The organism is Microbacterium oxydans (assembly GCF_006540085.1).
Lineage (GTDB): Bacteria > Actinomycetota > Actinomycetes > Actinomycetales > Microbacteriaceae > Microbacterium > Microbacterium oxydans.
On sequence record NZ_BJOG01000009.1, the window covers coordinates 116,201 to 134,303 of the forward strand.

The following is an 18,103-nucleotide window of genomic DNA, read 5'->3' on the forward strand; positions in this document are numbered from 1 at the left end:
GTGGATGCCCGATGTCCCTACGGTTCCCCTACAGCTGCCGTTCCCCCCGCGCATCGGCCCTCGCGTCGGTGAGGTGCTGGCCCGCCAGGAGCCCGGGAAGGCCCCGGCCGAGGCGAGTGGTGAACAGCATCACGACCGCGACGAGGATCAGGACCGAGGAGGCGAGGTCGAACAGGTTGCCACCCAGGGCGAGCGCGCTGAGGCCGCCGATGCCACCGACCCAGCGCAGCAGGCGGGCGAGCGGGGCGGGCAGCCGCGAGCCCGCGTAGCGCAACTGCACGGCGAAGTCGCCGACCGAGCGTCCGGTCGCCAGGATCAGCACCAGGAACAGGCCGGCGGGGACGACGGCTCCTGCCGTGGAGGCGATCGACCCGTCGAGCACGGCCGCCCTGTCACGCACGACATACTCCAGCCACACCTGCACGGTCACGCCGATGCCGGTGCTCAGGAATCCGTAGGCGAGGGCGTCGCACAGCATGGCGAGGGCACGACGCCCTCGGGTGACCGGGCGCGGGCGGTCGGCATCGGGGCTCGCCTTCGCACCACGGAGTGTCCGCGGCACGACGAGCGCCAGCGTGCAGCCGACCACCGCACCCAGGGTGTTCGTCATGAGGTCGCCCACATCGAAGAAGCGATACGCGCACGGGTAGACGCCCCACACCCCGGTCAACTGCGTCGTCTCGACCAGCAGCGACAGGCCGAAACCGGCGGCGAGCGCAGTCACCACGCCGCGCCCCGCGAGCACGCGGACGAAGAAGCCGAGCGGGACGAACAGCAGCACGTTGAACACCAGCTGGAGCAGTGCCGGCTGACGAAGGGGGTTGCCCGGCGCCGCGAAGGCCTTCTGCACATCCCGCACGACCGACATCGGATCGGTGATCGCCCCGACGCAGCGGATCGTGTCGGGGTCGGGCAACGGGAGCAGGGTGTAGGTCCAGATGGCCCAGAAGTAGATCAGCGCGGCGAGCCACAGCACGGTGCGACCGAGGCCGAGACGTCCGCGGCGGCGATAGCTGATCGCCACGAAGGGCACGAACAGGAGGATGCCGAACGCCACCCCTATCGCGATCGCGATGAATCCGAGCAGCACCTGATCTTCCACCGCGTGCCAGTGTAGCTTTGCGCGTAAGGATTCCGTGAGGACCGCGCCATCCCACCGTAGGGATTCCGTGAGGATGGCGTGAGGATGCCATCAGGAGGCGTAGTGTCGCCGGACGTGTCAGACGAAAACAGGGAGGGCGCGGAAGCACCGCCGCGCGCCAAACGCATCCTCATCGGCGAACCGCTGACGAGCCAGCAGGTCGACGACCAGCTGCTCCCGAAGCGGATGGCTCTGCCGATCTTCGCGTCCGACGCCCTCAGCTCTGTGGCTTACGCCCCGCAGGAGCTCGTGATGATCCTGCTGATCGGCGGGCTCACCTTCCTGTCGTTCACGCCGCTCGTCGCGGGCGCCGTCGTGGTGCTGCTGGTCGTGGTCGTGCTCAGCTACCGCCAGCTCATCAAGGCCTATCCGTCGGGCGGCGGTGACTACGAGGTCGCGTCGAAGAACCTCGGCGAGATCCCCGGCGTGATCGTTGCTGCGGCCCTCCTGGTGGACTACGTGCTGACCGTCGCCGTGTCGGTCGCCTCCGGTGTCGACAACATCATCTCGGCGGTGCCCGGTCTCGACCCGTTCCGCGTGGAACTCGCCGTCGGCTTCGTGATCCTCATCATCGTGGTGAACCTGCGTGGCGTGCGCGAGGCGTCTCTGGTCTTTGCGATCCCGACGTACGTGTTCATCGGGTCGGTCGGCATCATGATCGTCACCGGACTCATCCGCACCTTCCTCGGCGATGCCCCCGTGGCCTCGAGCCACGATTTCAGCGTGCAGGCGGAGAGCCTCGGCCAGGCGGCCGTGATCCTGCTGATCCTGCGCGCGTTCTCGAGCGGATGCTCGGCCCTCACCGGTGTCGAGGCCGTCTCGAACGGGGTGCCCGCCTTCCGCGCCCCGAAGATCCGCAACGCCCAGTCGACCCTCGTGCTGATGGGCAGCATCGCCGCGTGCCTGTTCGCCGGTCTGACCGCGCTCGCCCTCATCACGGGTGTGCACTACGCCGAGAACCCGTGCGACCTGGTCGGCTTCGACTGCACGAACCCGCAGCCGAGCCTCATGGCGCAGATCGCCGCCGCGACGTTCGGCGGAGGCAGCATCCCCTTCTTCATCATCCAGGCCGCCACCGCGTGCGTGCTGCTGCTCGCGGCGAACACCGCGTTCAACGGCTTCCCGCTGCTGGGGGCCGTGCTCGCGCGTGACGGCTACGCGCCCAAGTCGCTCAACACCCGCGGCGACCGCCTGGTGTTCTCGAACGGCATGATCCTGCTCGGCATCGGCGCCATCGTGGTGCTCCTGGTGTTCCAGGCGAAGCTGACCACGCTGATCCAGCTGTACATCATCGGGGTGTTCGTGTCGTTCTCGCTCGGCCAGATCGGCATGGTGCGGCACTGGCGACGCGTGCTGCGCGGACCGACGGAGGACGAGGCCGGCCCGGGGATCGACGGCGCATCGGCCGCGGACCGCCGCTCGGCGAAGGTCGGGCTCATCATCAACTCCACCGGTGCCGTGATGACCGTGCTGGTGCTCGTCATCGTGACGATCACGAAGTTCACGCACGGTGCGTATCTGGTGTTCTTCGCGATCCCGATCCTCGCCTTCCTGATGCTGGGCGTGAAGCGGTACTACCGCGATGTCGAACACGAGATCGCGATCGACGACACCACGAAGTTCGGCGCGACCGGCGACCTGGCGATCGTGCTCGTCAACCGTCTGCAGAAGCCCGTCGTGAAGGCCATCGACTACGCGATCGCGGCGAAGCACGGCAAGACCCTCGCGGTGCACGTGGCCGTGGCCTCCGACGACGCGGCGCAACTGCAGAAGGACTGGGCCGACCATCTGGTGCCGATCCCGCTCGTGATCGTCGAGTCGCCGTATCGCTCGTTCGCGCAGCCGGTGACGCAGTTCATCAAGCAGTACCGCGAGAAGCACGGCTCGTCCGTCGTGACCGTGTACCTGCCGCAGTACATCGTGGGCCACTGGTGGGAGTCGTTCCTGCACAACCGTCGCGCCCGCCGGCTCGCCAACCAGCTCATGCTCGTGCACGGGGTGTCGATCACGCTGGTCCCGTGGCTGCTCGACTCGTCGGAGCTCATCTACGGTCGCCGCTCCCGTCCGCTGCCCGGTCAGGAGCGGGGCGGTCGCCCGGTGGTCGTCAGCGGTCGGCGTGCGCACCGTCCCGCTGGTCCGCCCCAGGACGGCGTGCCCGAAGCGTGAACTCTTCGGGGCGGATCGCGCAATACAGAGTATGAGCACTCTCGACGACGCGATCTTCCGCCCGGCCCTCGACCCTGCGTCGGTCTCGCTACCGAAGACGACCTCGGTGGATCTCACCTGGCTCTGGGCCGACCTGGGCGCGAAGCCCGAACAGCGCTGAACGCCCTCAGGCTCCGTCGATCACGGCACCCAGGATGACGGCGGCCTCGGAGAAGCGGGCAGGGTCGGCGTTGGCATAGTTGAGTCGCACGTAGGAACCGGACGGTTCGGCCGGGAACCACTCCGACCCCGGCGCGATGATGAGCCCGCGCACCTCGCACTCGCGCACGACCTGCACGACATCCGTCCCGTCGGGCAGCCGTACCCACAGGTTGAGGCCGCCCGCCGGAACGCCCTCGACGTGCGCGGAGGGTGCGTGCGTCGCCAGGCTCGCGAGCAGCAGGTCGCGGCGCGCGCGCAGGTGCTCCCGGAATCCGCGGAGGTGCGTGCGCCACGCGGGCTGGGTGACCACGTCGAGCGCGGCGGCCTGCAGCAACCCGCTCACGTACATGGACTCGGCCGCCCGATCGGCGAGGATGCGATCCCGTGCCGGGCCGCGCGCGATCACGGCGGCGACGCGCAGGGCGGGCGAGGCGCTCTTGGTGAGCGAGCGCAGGTAGACCACGTGGCCGTCGTCGTCGGACGCGACGATCGGACGCGGGTCGGCATCGATCCCCAGGTCGTGCGCCCAGTCGTCTTCGATCAGGAAGGCTCCGTGGCGGCGGACCGTCTCGAGCACGGCCTCCCGCGTGGCAAGCGGCCACTGCGCCCCGGTCGGATTCGCGAACGTCGGCTGCGCGTAGAACGCCCGAGCCCCGGTCTGCGCGAACGCCCGCTCGATGTCGTCGGGATCGGGGCCGTGCGCGCCGGAGGGGATCGGCACCAGCGTCACACCGGCCTGCGCCGCGGCGAGCAGCGCGCCCCAGTACGTCGGCGACTCGATCAGCAGCGGTTGCCCGACGCCCACGACCGCGCGGAAGATCGAGCTGAGCCCGCTCTGGCTTCCCGAGATGATGAGCGCGTCCCGCGCGGAGGCCGGGGTGATGCCGACGGGAGCGGCGGACGCGAGCTCGCCGGCGAACCAGGCTTGCAGCTCCGGAAGACCCGCAGCGGGGGAACGGGTCAGTGCCGCGTCCGAGCGAGCCGCGCGCACGAGCGCCTGCCGCACGAGCCGCTCCGGCAACAGGTCGACCGCGGGATAGCCCGAGTGCATACCGATCGCGTCGGGGGCGACAGTGCGCTGCGTCGACGACAGGCCGATGAGGCCCGTGGGCGCCGCGCCGAGGGCAGCCGTCTGCCAGCCGTAGTCGACCGAGCGGGCACGCGGCACGGCACGAACGAACGTCCCCGCTCCGGGTCGCGACTCGACCAGGCCGAGTCGGACGAGCTGCTGCATCGCCTTCTGCACCGTCACCGGGCTCGCCCCGTACTCGGCCATGAGGGCCCGGTTCGATGGCACCCGTGCACCGGGCGACGCCGAGGCGATCCACGCGCGCACGCCGGCGACGATGCGGTCACTGCTATCCTGACTCATGAAAGTAGACAGTAGCGTTATCGCCTCGCGATCGACAGTGCTATCGACGCGCGACGGCCTGTGGTGGGGGCTCCTGGGCGTTCTCGCCTTCTCCTTCACCCTCCCGTTCACGCGCATCGCGATCGGCGGGCTCACGCCGCTCTTCATCGGATCCGGCCGCGCGGTCATCGCCGCCCTCCTCGCCGGGATCGCCCTGGCCGCGACCCGCCAGCGGACACCGACCGGACGGCAATGGGCACGCCTCGCGATCGTCGCCGGCGGAGTGGTGGCCGGGTTCCCCCTGCTCACCTCCTTCGCGATGACCACGACCCCCGCCAGCCACGGCGCCGTCGTGATCGGCCTGCTTCCCGCCGCGACCGCGGTCGCCGTGGTGCTCCGCACCGGGGAACGCCCCGCCCGATCCTTCTGGGTGTTCGCGCTCCTCGGCGCCGTCGCCGCGGTCGCCTTCGCCGCACTGCAGAACGGCGGGCTCGGCTCCCTCACCGGAGCAGACCTGCTGCTGTTCGGTGCCGTCGTCGCCGCGGCGATCGGATACGCGGAGGGAGGACTGCTCGCCCGCGAGCTCGGCTCCTGGCAGACCATCTCCTGGGCGTTGATCGTCGCTGCTCCGCTGATGGCCGTGCTGACCGTGGTGGCAGCGGTCCAGCAGCCTCCTGCAGCGACCCCCGTGCAGTGGCTGGCGTTCACGTACCTTGCTGCGGTGAGCATGTTCCTCGGCTTCTTCGCCTGGTACCGCGGTCTCGCGATCGGGCCGATGGCACAGGTGAGCCAGATCCAGCTCGTCCAGCCCGTGATGAGCATCGCCTGGGCTGCACTCCTGCTGCACGAGCCGATCGGCTGGGCCACCGCGGTCGGCGGATTCACCGTAATCGCGTGCGCCGCGCTCGCGGTGCGCACCCGCCTGATCGGTCACCCGACAACCACCCGCCGCACGCCCACGCCCCACACGAAGGAGTCCTGATGCGTCACACACCCCGCTACCTGATGACCGACCCCGTCGAGGTGAAGCGCCTGATCCGCGGCAACCCCTGGGCGACGTTCGTCTCCCCGACGACCACGGGACTCATCGCCTCGCACTACCCCGCGCTGCTGGTCGAGGACGAGGACGACATCGTGATAGCGAGCCACTTCGGACGGCCGGATGAGCAACTCCACGAACTCGGTCGGCACGAGATACTCGTGATCATCCAGGGACCGCATGACTACGTGTCGCCGAGCCTCTACGCGCCCGGCGACCTGGTGCCGACCTGGAACCACGTCACCGCGCACCTCTACGGCATCCCCGAGATCCTCAGCGAGGAGGAGAACTACGCCATGCTCACGCGGCTGACCGACCACTTCGAGGACCACCGGGCGCACGGCCGCCACCTGTCGGAAGACGAGGAGGGCACACGACGAGCGGCGAAGGGGACGGTCGGTCTGCGGATGCGCGTCGCCCGGTTCGACGCCCGCGCCAAACTCAGCCAGAACAAGTCACCTGAGGTGCGAGAGCGCATCACCGCGCAGTTCACCGAGACCAACGCGGCCCTCGCAGCCGAGATGCGTCGGGTCGGCGAGGCTCCCCGCTGACCGGGTCGTGACACTAGTCACCCCAGCCGGTGGCACGATGTCGACCCTGAGCCTGACGCGGCAGGTGAGCGGGCTAGCCCGCGACCAGCATCAGCACGAGCACCGCGGCGAGCACGGTCGGGATGGCGGCCACCACGCCCCACAGCATAAAGCGGCTCCACCGGATCGTCACGCCCAGCGCGACGATCCGGTTGTGCCAGAGCAGCGTCGCGAGCGATGCCCACGGGGTGATGAGCGGGCCGATGTTCACGCCGATCAGCAGGGCCATCAGGGCGACGGGATCACCGGCGGCAGGCTCGAGCACGAGGTACGCCGGGAGGTTGTTGATCGCATTGGCGCTCACGGCCCCGAGCGCGGCCAGCCGGAACAGGTCGCCGGGAGAGTCGCCGCTCGCGGTGGGCGAGGTCAGGAAGTCGAGCAGCCCCTGCGCGTGCGCGGCCTCGACCAGCACGAACAGCGACGCGGCGAGCGCGATCGCCTGCCACGGGACGAGCGAGAGCCGCAGGGCGCGGCGTCGACGGACGGCGAAGAGCACGATCAACGCGAGAGCCGCGACCGTGGCCGGGATCCACACGTCGTGGGTGAGCGCGAGCAGCGGCATCAGCACGAGGAGGATGCCGGTGGCGCTCCAGAACAGCGTCGGATCGGCCGGCCGCCGCGGCACGGGCGTCTCATACGCACCGAAGACCGTGCGCCGATGCAGGACGGTGAGGATCGCGACCGGCACCAGGATCCCCACGAGCGTGGGCGCCCAGCTCAGCGCGATGAACGCCCCTGGCCCTTCCCCCATGGCGGGCGCGGCGAGCAGGTTCGTGAGGTTCGAGACCGGCAGCGCGAGAGATGCCGTGTTGGCGAGCCAGACGGTGGCCAGGGCGAACGGCAACGGGGAGACGCCGATGCTCTGCGCCAGCACGACGACCACCGGGGTGACGATCACGGCAGTGGTGTCGAGCGAGAGGAACACGGTGCTCACCACGGCGAGCACGACCACCAGCGCCCACAGCACCGCGACGCGGCCCCGGCCCCAGCGTGCGAGACGCTGGGAGACGACGTCGAACACCGCCGCGTCGCGGGCGAGCTCGGCGACGATCGTGATCGCGACGACGAACCCCAGCACGGGTGCGATCCGTTCGCCGAGCGCACCGGCATCGGCCCGCGGCAGGAACCCCGTGAGCACGCACACGAGCGCCGCGACCACGAGGGCGGCGACGATCCACGTCCCGGTCCCGATGCGCATCCTTCTGATTCCCACCTCGTGAGCATAGGGCCCAACCGTGAGCAACCCGCATGCATCGGGGCGGAGGGCGTAGGGGAAGCGTGAGGATCGCGGCGATGGGGGCCGTGCGGGAGTTGTATCGGATCCGTGCTCGACATCATCTACATCGCGCTGACTCTCGCGCTGTTCGCCCTCGTCTCCCTGGCGGCCAAGGGGGTGGAGCGACTGTGATCGTCTTCGAGATCCTCGCGGCCGCCCTCGCGGTCGCCGCCGTCGTCTACCTCGTGGTGGCGCTCGTCGCCCCGGAGAGGTTCTGATGGACGCGACGATCTGGTTCGGCATCCTGCAGGTGGCGGCCGTCGTGGTCGTGCTCGTGCTCCTCTACCGCCCCCTTGGCGACTACATCGCCCACGTCTACACCTCGGCACGCGACCTGCGGGTCGAGCGCGGCGTCTACCGGCTGATCGGGGTCGACTCGTCGTCCGAGCAGACCTGGCGCGCCTATGCCCGCAGCGTGCTGGCGTTCTCGGTCGTCGGGGTTCTCCTCGTCTACGGGCTTCAGCGGCTGCAGGCGTTCCTGCCGCAGTCGCTCGGGCTCCCGGCCGTGCCCGAGGGGCTCTCCTTCAACACCGCCGCCTCCTTCGTCGCGAACACCAACTGGCAGTCGTACTCCCCCGAGCAGACCATGGGCTACACCGTGCAGCTCGCTGGTCTCACGGTGCAGAACTTCGTCTCGGCGGCGGTCGGTCTCACCATCGCGATCGCCCTCATACGCGGTCTCGCCCGCCGGGGTTCGACCACGATCGGCAACTTCTGGGTCGATCTGATCCGCGGTCTCGGCCGCCTCCTCCTCCCGATCGCCCTGATCGGCGCCGTGGCCCTGCTCGCAGGCGGCGTGATCCAGAACTTCGCCGGTTTCACCGACGTCACCACGGTGTCGGGCGGCACGCAGACCATCCCCGGCGGCCCTGTCGCCTCGCAGGAGGCCATCAAGCTGCTCGGCACGAACGGCGGCGGCTTCTTCAACGCCAACTCCGCGCACCCGTTCGAGAACCCGACCGGCTTCACGAACCTGCTGCAGGTGCTGCTGATCCTCGTGATCCCGTTCGCACTGCCCCGCACGTTCGGCCGCATGGTCGGCGATCATCGTCAGGGCTACGCGATCGCCGCGGTCATGGGCACGATCTTCCTCGTCTCGACCTTCGCCCTCTCGGCGCTCGAGCTCGCGGGCCGCGGTACGGCGCCCGAGCTCGCCGGGGCCGCGATGGAGGGCAAGGAGGTGCGCTTCGGCATCCTGGGTTCGACCCTGTTCGGCAGCGCGAGCACCCTCACCTCGACGGGCGCCGTCAACTCGATGCACGACTCGTACACGGCACTCGGCGGCATGATGCCGATGCTGAACATGATGCTCGGCGAGGTCGCTCCCGGTGGCGTCGGCTCGGGCCTGTACGGCATGCTCGTGCTCGCGATCATCGCGGTGTTCGTCGGCGGACTGCTGGTCGGGCGCACCCCGGAGTATCTCGGCAAGCGGATCGGGCCGCGGGAGATCAAGCTCGCGAGCCTGTACATCCTGGTGACGCCGACCCTGGTGCTGGTCGGCACCGCGATGAGCTTCGCGATTCCCGGTATCAGGGAGGACGTGGAGTCCACCAGCATCCTGAACCCCGGGGTGCACGGCATGAGCGAGGTGCTCTACGCCTTCACCTCGGCGTCGAACAACAACGGCTCCGCTTTCGCCGGACTCACCGCGAACACCCCGTGGTTCAACACCGCCCTCGGCATCGCGATGCTGCTCGGCCGGTTCCTGCCGATCGTGCTCGTGCTGGCCCTCGCCGGCTCGTTCGCGGCGCAGGAGCGCATCCCCGCCACCTCCGGCACCCTGCCGACGCACCGACCCCAGTTCGTCGGTCTGCTCCTCACCGTGACGGTCGTCGTCACCGCGCTCACCTACTTCCCTGTGCTCGCACTGGGCCCGCTCGCTGAAGGACTCGTCTGACCATGACCCTCATCACCACCCCCGCGGAATCCTCCTCCGAACAACAGGATGCTGCGGCATCCGCCCCCACCGCACCGCGCTCCTTCGGCTGGTCGCAGCTCGTGCAGGCCCTTCCCGGCGCCGTGCGCAAGCTCAACCCGGCAGCTCTCGTGCGCAACCCCGTCATGCTCCTGGTCTGGGCCGGCGCCGCGTTCACGACGGTGCTCGCGATCGCCGAGCCGTTCGTGGGCGGCCCGGCGGACTCCGGCGGCACCCCGGTGCCCGCGCCGTTCACCTGGGGAATCGCCATCTGGCTGTGGCTGACGGTGCTGTTCGCGAACGTCGCCGAGTCTGTCGCCGAGGGCCGCGGCAAGGCGCAGGCCGCGAGCCTGCGCAAGACCCGCACCAGCACGATGGCCCGGCGCGTGGTCGGCTACGACGGCACGGCGGATGCCGCGACCGAGCACGCAGCGACCGCCCAGGTCTCGTCGGCCGAGCTGCAGCGCGACGACATCGTGATCGTCACGGCGGGCGAGCTGATCCCCGGCGACGGCGACATCGTCTCGGGCATCGCCACCGTCGACGAGTCGGCGATCACGGGCGAGAGCGCTCCAGTGATCCGAGAGTCCGGTGGCGACCGCAGTGCGGTGACCGGTGGCACCCGGGTGCTGTCGGACCGGATCGTGGTGCGCATCACCTCGAAGCCGGGCGAGACCTTCGTCGACCGCATGATCGCGCTCGTCGAAGGTGCCAGCCGTCAGCGCACTCCCAATGAGATCGCGCTGAACATCCTGCTCGCGAGCCTGTCGATCATCTTCGTGGTCGTGGTGCTGGCCCTGAACCCGATCGCGTCGTACGCCGCCTCCCCCGTCAGCATCCCGGTGCTCATCGCCCTGCTCGTCTGCCTGATCCCGACCACCATCGGGGCGCTGCTCTCGGCCATCGGCATCGCCGGCATGGACCGGCTCGTGCAGCGCAACGTGCTCGCGATGTCCGGTCGTGCGGTCGAGGCCGCGGGAGATGTCACCACCCTGCTGCTCGACAAGACGGGCACCATCACGTACGGCAACCGCCGGGCGCACGAGGTGCTGGCTCTTCCGGGTGTCGATGCAGACGAGCTGCTGCGCGTCGCGGCGCTGTCGTCTCTTGCGGACCCCACCCCAGAGGGTGCCTCGATCGTCGAACTCGCGGCCGCGCAGGGCATCCGGGTGATCGCCCCCGATGACGCCGTTGTCGTTCCGTTCACGGCACAGACCCGTATGTCGGGCCTCGACCTGGCCGACGGCACGCAGATCCGCAAGGGTGCCGGCTCCGCTGTCCGCGCCTGGCTCGGACTCGACGGCGACGACCTCGAACTCACGAGTCGCACCGACGCCGTGGCCGAGAGCGGCGGCACTCCTCTCGTCGTCGCGGTGAAAGGCCCTTCGAACGCCCGCATCCTCGGCGTCGTGCACCTCAAGGACATCGTGAAGGACGGCCTGCGCGAGCGCTTCGACGAGCTGCGGGCGATGGGCATCCGCACCGTCATGATCACGGGCGACAACCCGCTCACGGCCGCCGCCATCGCGAAGGAGGCCGGTGTCGACGACTTCCTCGCCGAGGCCACCCCCGAAGACAAGCTCGAGCTCATCCGGCGGGAGCAGGAAGGAGGACGCCTGGTCGCGATGACCGGTGACGGCACGAACGACGCCCCCGCCCTCGCGCAGGCCGATGTCGGCGTCGCGATGAACACCGGCACCTCGGCGGCGAAAGAGGCGGGCAACATGGTCGACCTCGATTCCGACCCCACCAAGCTCATCGACATCGTGCGCATCGGGAAGCAGCTGCTCATCACGCGCGGAGCGCTCACCACGTTCTCGCTCGCGAACGACATCGCCAAGTACTTCGCGATCATCCCGGCGATGTTCATGGGGGTCTTCCCCGGACTCGCGGCCCTGAACATCATGCAGCTGCACTCGCCGGCCTCCGCTGTCACCAGTGCGATCATCTTCAACGCGATCGTGATCGTGTTCCTGATCCCGCTGGCCCTGCGAGGGGTGAAGTACCGCCCGGCGAGCGCCTCGCAGATCCTGCAACGAAACCTGCTGATCTACGGTCTCGGCGGTGTGATCGCCCCGTTCATCGGCATCAAGCTCATCGACCTCGTGATCAGCCTCATCCCGGGCTTCTGACCCCGGCTCTGAAACGGAATCCAGAACATGTCATCCACTCGCACCGCTCTCCGCACCACCGGTGTCGCCGTCCGCGCGATGCTCGTGCTCACGCTCCTGCTCGGCGTCGGTTACACACTCCTGGTCACCGGCATCGGCCAGCTCCTGCTCCCGTGGCAGGCGAACGGCTCGCCCCTCCCCAACGACAGGGGAAGCGCGCTGATCGGCCAGTCCTTCACGGATGCCGACGGGGAGGCGCTGCCGAAGTACTTCCAGTCACGCCCCTCTGCCGCGGGCGACGGATACGACGGAGCCGGCTCCAGCGGCAGCAACCTCGGACCCGAGAACGCCGACCTGGTCGCCGCGATCGCCGAGCGCAAGGCCGCGATCGCGGAACGCGAGGGCGTCGACCCGTCGGAGGTGCCGGCCGACGCGGTCACCTCCTCGGGCTCGGGTCTCGATCCGCACATCAGCGTGGCGTATGCGCTGCTGCAGGTGCCGCGGGTGGCCGAGGCCCGCGGGCTGTCCACGCAGGAGGTGCGCGACCTCGTGGAGTCTAGGATTCAAGGGCGGGATCTGGGATTCCTCGGCGAGGAGCGCATCAACGTCGCCGAACTCAACCTCGCGCTCGATGACCGGGAGGGCGAATGACCGCAGCACCTCTTCGTCGAGCCCAGGGCCACCAGCGCCGGGGGCGGCTCCGAGTCCTGCTCGGGGCCGCCCCCGGCGTCGGCAAGACCTACGAGATGCTCGCCGAGGGACGGCGGATGCTCGACGAGGGCCACGATGTCGTGATCGCGATCGTGGAGACGCACGAGCGCGCCGCGACACAGGCGCAGACTGCAGGGCTCCCCGAGGTTCCACGGCGAGTCGACCTGCACCGCGGAGTCGCGCTGACCGAGCTCGACGTGGACGCCGTGCTCGGCCGCGCGCCCGAGATCGCCCTCGTGGACGAACTGGCGCACACGAACGCCCCCGGCTCCCGCAACGCGAAGCGCTGGCAGGACGTGGACGAGCTGCTGGACGCCGGCATCGACGTGGTGACCACGGTCAACGTGCAGCACATCGAGTCGCTCAACGCCGTGGTCGAGAAGATCACCGGCATCGCACAGCAGGAGACGATTCCGGACGCCGTGGTCCGTGCCGCCGACGAGATCGAGGTCGTCGATCTGGCCCCGCAGACCCTGCGTGATCGCCTGTCGGCAGGACTCGTGTATCCCGCCGAGCGGATCGACGCCGCCCTGTCGAACTACTTCCGCCTCGGCAACCTCACCGCACTGCGCGAGCTGGCCCTGCTCTGGCTCGCCGACGAGGTCGACAGCGCGCTGCGCAGCTACCGTGCCGAGCAGGGCATCGAGGGCACATGGCAGGCCAGGGAGCGCGTGGTCGTCGCCCTGACCGGAGGGCCAGAGGGCGAGACCCTCCTCCGCCGTGGAGCCAGGATCGCGGCCCGCTCCGCCGGTGGGGAACTGCTCGCCGTGCACATCTCCGCGCAGGACGGTCTGCGCGACGAGACGCCCGGTGCCCTCGCCGCACAGCGCACCCTCGTGGAATCGCTCGGCGGCACCTATCACCAGGTCGTCGGCGACGACATCCCTGCCACACTCGTCGAGTTCGCACAGGGCGCCGACGCCACTCAGCTCGTGATCGGCGTCAGCAGACGCAGCCGACTGGCCGCCGCTCTCACCGGTCCCGGCATCGGCTCGGAGGTCATCCGGCGCTCCGGCGACATCGACGTGCACATCGTCACCCATGCCGCGGCGGGCGGGCGGATGGTGCTCCCGCGCATCAAGGGCGGGGCTCTGGGCTGGCGGCGGCAGCTGCTGGGGTTCGGCGTCGCCCTGGTGTTCGGTCCGATCCTGTCGTGGATCATGTACACGTATCGCAGTCCCGAGTCGATCACCGCCGAAGTGCTCGCCTACCAGCTGCTCGTGGTCGTGGTCGCCCTCATCGGCGGCATCCGTCCCGCGGTGTTCGCCGCCGTGCTCTCGGGCATCACCCTCGACTTCCTCTTCGTCGCGCCGCTCTTCACGATCACGATCGCGCACCCGCTGCACGTGCTGGCTCTCGCGCTCTACGTCGTGATCGCGATCCTGGTCAGCATCATCGTCGACCAGGCTGCCCGTCGAGCCCGCACCGCCCAACGTGCGGCCGCCGAAGCCGAGCTGCTCGCCGCCGTCGCCGGCAACGTGCTGCGCGGTGACAATGCGGTGCTCGCCCTGGTCAGCCGCACCCGAGAGGCGTTCGGCCTGAGCGGCGTGCGCCTGCTCGCACCGGATGGCGAGGTGCTGGCGAGCGACGGCGAGCCCGTGGCCGACGGACGCGCCACGACCATCCCGGTCGGAGTGGTCACCGGCGGGGGTCCCCGTGCGGTGCTCGAACTGAACGGAGAGCCGCTCGCCGGTCCCGAGCGTCGGCTGCTGGATGCGATCGTCGCCCAGCTCGCCGCCGCGATCGAGCACACCGATCTGCGGGCCACCGCCAGGGAGGCTGAGGCTCTGGCCGAGACCGATCAGGTGCGCAGCGCTCTGCTGTCGGCCGTGAGCCACGATCTGCGGCGTCCGCTCGCCTCCGCGGTCGCCGCGATCGGTGGCCTTCGCGGTGCCCACGGACTCTCGGAGTCCGACCGCGCCGAGTTGCTCGCGACCGCCGACGAGAGCCTCGCGACGCTGTCGACGCTCGTCACGGATCTGCTCGACGTGAGCCGCGTGCAGGCCGGAGTCCTGGCGGTCTCATCGTCCCGGATGGACGCTGCGGGCATCGTGCTCGCAGCCGTCGACGAGCTGGGTCTCGGCCCGTCCGACGTCGAGCTGGCCCTCGACCCCGATCTGCCCCCGCTGCACGCCGACCCCGTGCTGCTCCTTCGCGTGCTGGTCAACGTGATCGCCAACGCCCACCGGCATGCCCCTGACGACTCACGCATCATCGTCTCCACGAGCGCTCTCGGCGACCGTGCCGAGATCCGCATCATCGACCGCGGGGAAGGCGTCTCGCCCGAGCGACGCGACCGCATCTTCCAGCCGTTCCAACGCTTCGGCGACACCGACAACACCACGGGACTCGGTCTGGGACTCGCCCTGTCGCGCGGGTTCACCGAGGGCATGGGCGGTACCCTGACACCCGAGGACACCCCCGGCGGCGGCCTCACGATGGTCATCTCCCTGCCGCTGGCCGCAGGATCCCGCGACATGGAAGGCACGGAGTGAAGCTCCTCATCGCCGACGACGATCCGCAGATGGTCCGCGCCCTGCGGATCACCCTCGCCGCCCACGGCTACGACGTGGTGGTCGCCCCCGACGGAGCGGCCGCGATCGCCGCAGCCGCGCAGACGCATCCGGATCTCATCATGCTCGATCTCGGCATGCCCCGCCTCGACGGCATCGAGGTCATCCAGGCGCTTCGCGGATGGACCAACGTGCCCATCATCGTGGTGTCGGGACGCACGGGGTCCGCCGACAAGGTCGAGGCACTCGACGCCGGTGCCGACGACTTCGTGACCAAGCCCTTCCAGGTGGACGAGCTGCTGGCACGCCTGCGGGCGCTGTCACGACGGTCTGCTCCGGCGGGCGGCGAGTCCACGGTGGCTTTCGGCGATGTGGTGGTCGACCTCTCGACCAAGACCGTCACCCGCGGAGGCACGAGGGTGCACCTCACGCCGACCGAGTGGCGCATGCTGGAGCACCTGTCCCGGCACCCGGGCGCACTCGTCACCCGCCAGGATCTGCTCAAGGAGATCTGGGGCAGTGAGCAGGTGTCCGACTCCGGCTACCTGCGCCTGTACATGTCGCAGCTGCGCAAGAAGCTGGAGCAGGAGCCGGGTGCTCCGGTGCATCTGCTCACCGAATCGGGCATGGGCTACCGGCTCGTGCTCTGAGCCCCCGCGCTCCGGGCGCGCGACCGGCGCACGACCGCCGCGACCCCGGTGAGCACGAGCAGCACGGCCACGATGATCGCGGCGATCGCCGTCGCGGTGCTCTCGGGTTCTCCCGTGAGGCGACCGACCGCGAGCCAGGCGAGACCCCAGGCCGTCGCGAGGGCAGGAGCGATGCGTCCGGTGGCCCACGCCGCGGCAGCCCCGATCACCAGGACCACGATGAGCACGGCGATGGCCCAGGCATCCGCTGCCTGCGCCCAGCTCTCCGGAGCGATCTGCGTAAACCACGCGGCCGTGTTCGCCACCGTCGCGATGGTGACCCAACCGAAGTGCAGGCCGTTCGCGCCGTCGGTGAGGATGCGGTCGGCGAGGTTCCGGGAGGGAAAGCGGCCGAGCAGCACGATCACCCGCGCGAGCACGGCCAGGAGCGCCGCGATCACGACGACCGTGAGCCACAGCGTCAGGAACCGTGCGGTCACCAGCCACAGCCCGTTCAGCACCATCGAGGCGGCGATCCACCCGCCCACGGCCTGCTGACGCGGATCCTGCCGCTGAGCGGGGAGCGCCTGCCACACCGTGTAGGCGATCAGCCCGAGGTAGATCAGCGACCAGATCGAGAATGCGGGCCCCGCCGGCGCGAGGTACGAGCCCTGAGCCGAGAGCGCCCCGTCCTGAAGATCGTCGACGGACGCGCCGCCGAATGCTCCGGCCCCGACAGCGGCCGCGATCACCATGAATGTCGCCGCCGCGATGATCAGCGCCTGACGACCGATGCCCTTCGTGCGTGATTCCATGCCCCGAAGGCTACGGCTGTCCTTCCTCGATCGCACCGGCCTTGACAGAGGTGCGCCGTTTCGCTAACCAGGTTAGCCAAAATATGGATGATGCGCCGGGCGAGAGTTCAGGCGCGGGCGAAAGCCGCGTCGATCAGCACCTCGGCCGCACCCCGTGCCTGTGCGGCGACGGCCGGATCGGCCGAGATCGCCGCGGTGCTCTGCGCTCCTTCGGCGAGGATCGACAGCTGCGCGGCGAGCGCGGGCGGAGCTCCGGTGTCGGCGACGAGGCCGGCCATGTACTCCTGGAATGACGCCTTGTGCGCCCGCACGATCTCCGCGACCTCCACATTGGTGCCGCCGAGTTCGCCGAACGCATTGATGAAGGCGCAGCCACGGAAGTCGTCGGCGCAGAACCAGTTCTCGAGGTACCCGTAGACGGCCAGGATGCGCGCACGGGGGTCATCCCCCGCATCCGACACCGCCCCCGAGAGGCCGGACTCCCACTCCGCGTGCTTGCGCGCCAGCACGGCCGCGACGATGTCGCTCTTGGCAGGGAAGAGCGCGTAGAGGCGGCGCAGCGACACGCCGGCGGCCGAGCGCAGCTCGTCCATGCCCACAGCGGCGTAGCCCTTGCGGTAGTAGAGCTCCTCCGCGGCGGACAGGATGCGCTCGCGAGCCTCGTCTTCGGTCATGTCCAGAAGTCTACTTGACACGAGAACGAACGTTCTCTAGATTGAGGACATCGAGCGAGAACGACCGTTCTCACCGGAACCGAAAGGATCAGGACCATGGGCTACATCACCGTCGGAAACGAGAACAGCACCGCGATCGAGCTCTACTACGAAGACCAGGGAGCCGGTCAGCCCGTCGTCCTGATCCACGGCTACCCGCTCGACGGGCACAGCTGGGAGCGCCAGACCCGCGAACTCCTCGCCCAGGGCTACCGCGTCATCACCTACGACCGCCGCGGATTCGGCCAGTCCTCCAAGGTGAACTCCGGGTACGACTACGACACGTTCGCCGCCGACCTCAACACGGTGCTCGAGACCCTCGACCTGCGCGACGTCGTGCTCGTCGGCTTCTCGATGGGCACCGGCGAGCTCGCCCGCTACGTCTCCCGCTACGGACACGAGCGCGTCGCCAAGCTCGCCTTCCTCGCCTCGCTCGAACCGTTCCTCGTGCAGCGCGACGACAACCCCGAGGGCGTGCCGCAGGAGGTCTTCGACGGCATCGAGGCCGCGGCGAAGGGCGATCGCTTCGCGTGGTTCACCGACTTCTACAAGAACTTCTACAACCTCGACGAGAACCTCGGCTCGCGCATCAGCGAGCAGGCCGTGACCGGCAGCTGGAACGTCGCGATCGGCAGCGCGCCAGTGGCTGCCTACGCCGTCGTGCCCGCCTGGATCGAGGACTTCCGCTCCGACGTAGAGGCTGTGGCAGCGGCCGCGAAGCCCACGCTCATCCTGCACGGCACGAAGGACAACATCCTCCCGATCGATGCCACCGCGCGCCGCTTCCACCAGGCGGTCCCGAAGGCCGACTACGTCGAGGTCGAGGGCGCCCCGCACGGCCTGCTCTGGACCCACGCCGACGAGGTCAACGCCGCGCTGAAGACCTTCCTCGCGAAGTAACCCCTTCCCCGCCAGCCGTCCACTCCGGGGCA

At 69.6% G+C, this 18,103-nt stretch carries 16 protein-coding genes; 11 read left to right on the plus strand and 5 right to left on the minus strand.

Translation table 11 applies throughout. The features are described from left to right. Positions 1-28: 28 nt before the first annotated feature. A complete protein-coding gene (locus MOX01_RS17185; RefSeq protein ID WP_170224306.1) occupies positions 29-1,102 on the minus strand; it encodes a VanZ family protein in 1,074 nt (357 codons plus the stop codon). A gap of 84 nt (positions 1,103-1,186) precedes the next feature. Here MOX01_RS17185 and MOX01_RS17190 point away from each other — a divergent pair, with 84 nt between their 5' ends. Together MOX01_RS17190 and MOX01_RS19520 are read left to right on the plus strand one after the other, a co-directional pair. Further along, a complete protein-coding gene (locus MOX01_RS17190) occupies positions 1,187-3,307 on the plus strand; it encodes an APC family permease (protein WP_230977979.1) in 2,121 nt (706 codons plus the stop codon). Between the two features lie 31 nt (positions 3,308-3,338). Further along, positions 3,339-3,467, plus strand: a complete 129-nt coding sequence (locus MOX01_RS19520) for a hypothetical protein (protein WP_257022224.1) — start codon at positions 3,339-3,341, stop codon at positions 3,465-3,467. A gap of 6 nt (positions 3,468-3,473) precedes the next feature. Here MOX01_RS19520 and MOX01_RS17195 read toward each other — a convergent pair whose 3' ends face one another. Continuing rightward, positions 3,474-4,880 (minus strand): aminotransferase-like domain-containing protein, encoded by a 1,407-nt coding sequence (locus tag MOX01_RS17195; RefSeq protein WP_141370733.1) that lies wholly within the window; start codon positions 4,878-4,880, stop codon positions 3,474-3,476. Between MOX01_RS17195 and MOX01_RS17200 the strand changes: the two genes are divergently transcribed. Both MOX01_RS17200 and MOX01_RS17205 read left to right on the plus strand, forming a co-directional pair. Further along, positions 4,879-5,841, plus strand: a complete 963-nt coding sequence (locus tag MOX01_RS17200) for a DMT family transporter (protein ID WP_058632006.1) — start codon at positions 4,879-4,881, stop codon at positions 5,839-5,841. The genes MOX01_RS17195 and MOX01_RS17200 overlap by 2 nt on opposite strands. Further along, complete coding sequence (locus MOX01_RS17205; RefSeq protein WP_046746778.1) at positions 5,841-6,449, plus strand: FMN-binding negative transcriptional regulator; 609 nt, start codon at positions 5,841-5,843, stop codon at positions 6,447-6,449. The genes MOX01_RS17200 and MOX01_RS17205 overlap by 1 nt, the downstream gene beginning before the upstream one ends. 73 nt (positions 6,450-6,522) lie before the next feature. Here the strand turns inward: MOX01_RS17205 and MOX01_RS17210 are convergent, their stop codons facing one another. After that, on the minus strand, positions 6,523-7,686 hold the full coding sequence (locus tag MOX01_RS17210) for an SLC13 family permease (RefSeq protein WP_141370881.1): 1,164 nt from the start codon (positions 7,684-7,686) through the stop codon (positions 6,523-6,525). 206 nt (positions 7,687-7,892) lie between these two features. Between MOX01_RS17210 and MOX01_RS17215 the strand changes: the two genes are divergently transcribed. From MOX01_RS17215 to MOX01_RS17240, 6 genes are read left to right on the plus strand one after another with little or no spacing between them, the layout of a single operon-like run. Next, positions 7,893-7,982, plus strand: a complete 90-nt coding sequence (locus tag MOX01_RS17215) for a potassium-transporting ATPase subunit F (RefSeq protein WP_017201862.1) — start codon at positions 7,893-7,895, stop codon at positions 7,980-7,982. After that, complete coding sequence (gene kdpA, locus MOX01_RS17220) at positions 7,982-9,661, plus strand: potassium-transporting ATPase subunit KdpA (protein WP_141370735.1); 1,680 nt, start codon at positions 7,982-7,984, stop codon at positions 9,659-9,661. Before MOX01_RS17215 ends, kdpA begins: the two co-directional genes overlap by 1 nt. A gap of 2 nt (positions 9,662-9,663) precedes the next feature. Continuing rightward, positions 9,664-11,811, plus strand: coding sequence for a potassium-transporting ATPase subunit KdpB (kdpB, locus tag MOX01_RS17225; protein WP_174799800.1), 2,148 nt, complete (start codon positions 9,664-9,666; stop codon positions 11,809-11,811). A 27-nt stretch (positions 11,812-11,838) separates the two neighbouring features. Continuing rightward, positions 11,839-12,441, plus strand: a complete 603-nt coding sequence (kdpC, locus tag MOX01_RS17230; RefSeq protein WP_141370737.1) for a K(+)-transporting ATPase subunit C — start codon at positions 11,839-11,841, stop codon at positions 12,439-12,441. After that, complete coding sequence (locus MOX01_RS17235; protein WP_058632011.1) at positions 12,438-14,996, plus strand: ATP-binding protein; 2,559 nt, start codon at positions 12,438-12,440, stop codon at positions 14,994-14,996. The genes kdpC and MOX01_RS17235 overlap by 4 nt, the downstream gene beginning before the upstream one ends. After that, on the plus strand, positions 14,993-15,664 hold the full coding sequence (locus tag MOX01_RS17240; RefSeq protein ID WP_046746772.1) for a response regulator: 672 nt from the start codon (positions 14,993-14,995) through the stop codon (positions 15,662-15,664). The genes MOX01_RS17235 and MOX01_RS17240 overlap by 4 nt, the downstream gene beginning before the upstream one ends. Here the strand turns inward: MOX01_RS17240 and MOX01_RS17245 are convergent. Continuing rightward, positions 15,646-16,458, minus strand: a complete 813-nt coding sequence (locus MOX01_RS17245; RefSeq protein ID WP_141370739.1) for a TspO-related membrane protein — start codon at positions 16,456-16,458, stop codon at positions 15,646-15,648. The genes MOX01_RS17240 and MOX01_RS17245 overlap by 19 nt on opposite strands. Positions 16,459-16,565: 107 nt before the next feature. Next, positions 16,566-17,132 (minus strand): TetR/AcrR family transcriptional regulator, encoded by a 567-nt coding sequence (locus tag MOX01_RS17250; RefSeq protein WP_046746352.1) that lies wholly within the window; start codon positions 17,130-17,132, stop codon positions 16,566-16,568. Between the two features lie 96 nt (positions 17,133-17,228). Between MOX01_RS17250 and MOX01_RS17255 the strand changes: the two genes are divergently transcribed. Beyond that, positions 17,229-18,071, plus strand: a complete 843-nt coding sequence (locus MOX01_RS17255) for an alpha/beta fold hydrolase (protein ID WP_141370741.1) — start codon at positions 17,229-17,231, stop codon at positions 18,069-18,071. Positions 18,072-18,103 lie beyond the last annotated feature (32 nt).

Coding starts and splice junctions, on each gene's coding strand:
- MOX01_RS17235 (WP_058632011.1), top strand. CDS start 12,438: ATGACCGCAGCACCTCTTCGTCGAGCCCAGGGCCACCAGCGCCGGGGG.
- kdpA (WP_141370735.1), top strand. CDS start 7,982: ATGGACGCGACGATCTGGTTCGGCATCCTGCAGGTGGCGGCCGTCGTG.
- MOX01_RS17195 (WP_141370733.1), bottom strand. CDS start 4,880: ATGAGTCAGGATAGCAGTGACCGCATCGTCGCCGGCGTGCGCGCGTGG.
- MOX01_RS19520 (WP_257022224.1), top strand. CDS start 3,339: ATGAGCACTCTCGACGACGCGATCTTCCGCCCGGCCCTCGACCCTGCG.
- MOX01_RS17245 (WP_141370739.1), bottom strand. CDS start 16,458: ATGGAATCACGCACGAAGGGCATCGGTCGTCAGGCGCTGATCATCGCG.
- kdpB (WP_174799800.1), top strand. CDS start 9,664: ATGACCCTCATCACCACCCCCGCGGAATCCTCCTCCGAACAACAGGAT.
- MOX01_RS17250 (WP_046746352.1), bottom strand. CDS start 17,132: ATGACCGAAGACGAGGCTCGCGAGCGCATCCTGTCCGCCGCGGAGGAG.
- MOX01_RS17200 (WP_058632006.1), top strand. CDS start 4,879: ATGAAAGTAGACAGTAGCGTTATCGCCTCGCGATCGACAGTGCTATCG.
- MOX01_RS17190 (WP_230977979.1), top strand. CDS start 1,187: ATGCCATCAGGAGGCGTAGTGTCGCCGGACGTGTCAGACGAAAACAGG.
- MOX01_RS17205 (WP_046746778.1), top strand. CDS start 5,841: ATGCGTCACACACCCCGCTACCTGATGACCGACCCCGTCGAGGTGAAG.
- MOX01_RS17210 (WP_141370881.1), bottom strand. CDS start 7,686: ATGCGCATCGGGACCGGGACGTGGATCGTCGCCGCCCTCGTGGTCGCG.
- kdpC (WP_141370737.1), top strand. CDS start 11,839: ATGTCATCCACTCGCACCGCTCTCCGCACCACCGGTGTCGCCGTCCGC.
- MOX01_RS17255 (WP_141370741.1), top strand. CDS start 17,229: ATGGGCTACATCACCGTCGGAAACGAGAACAGCACCGCGATCGAGCTC.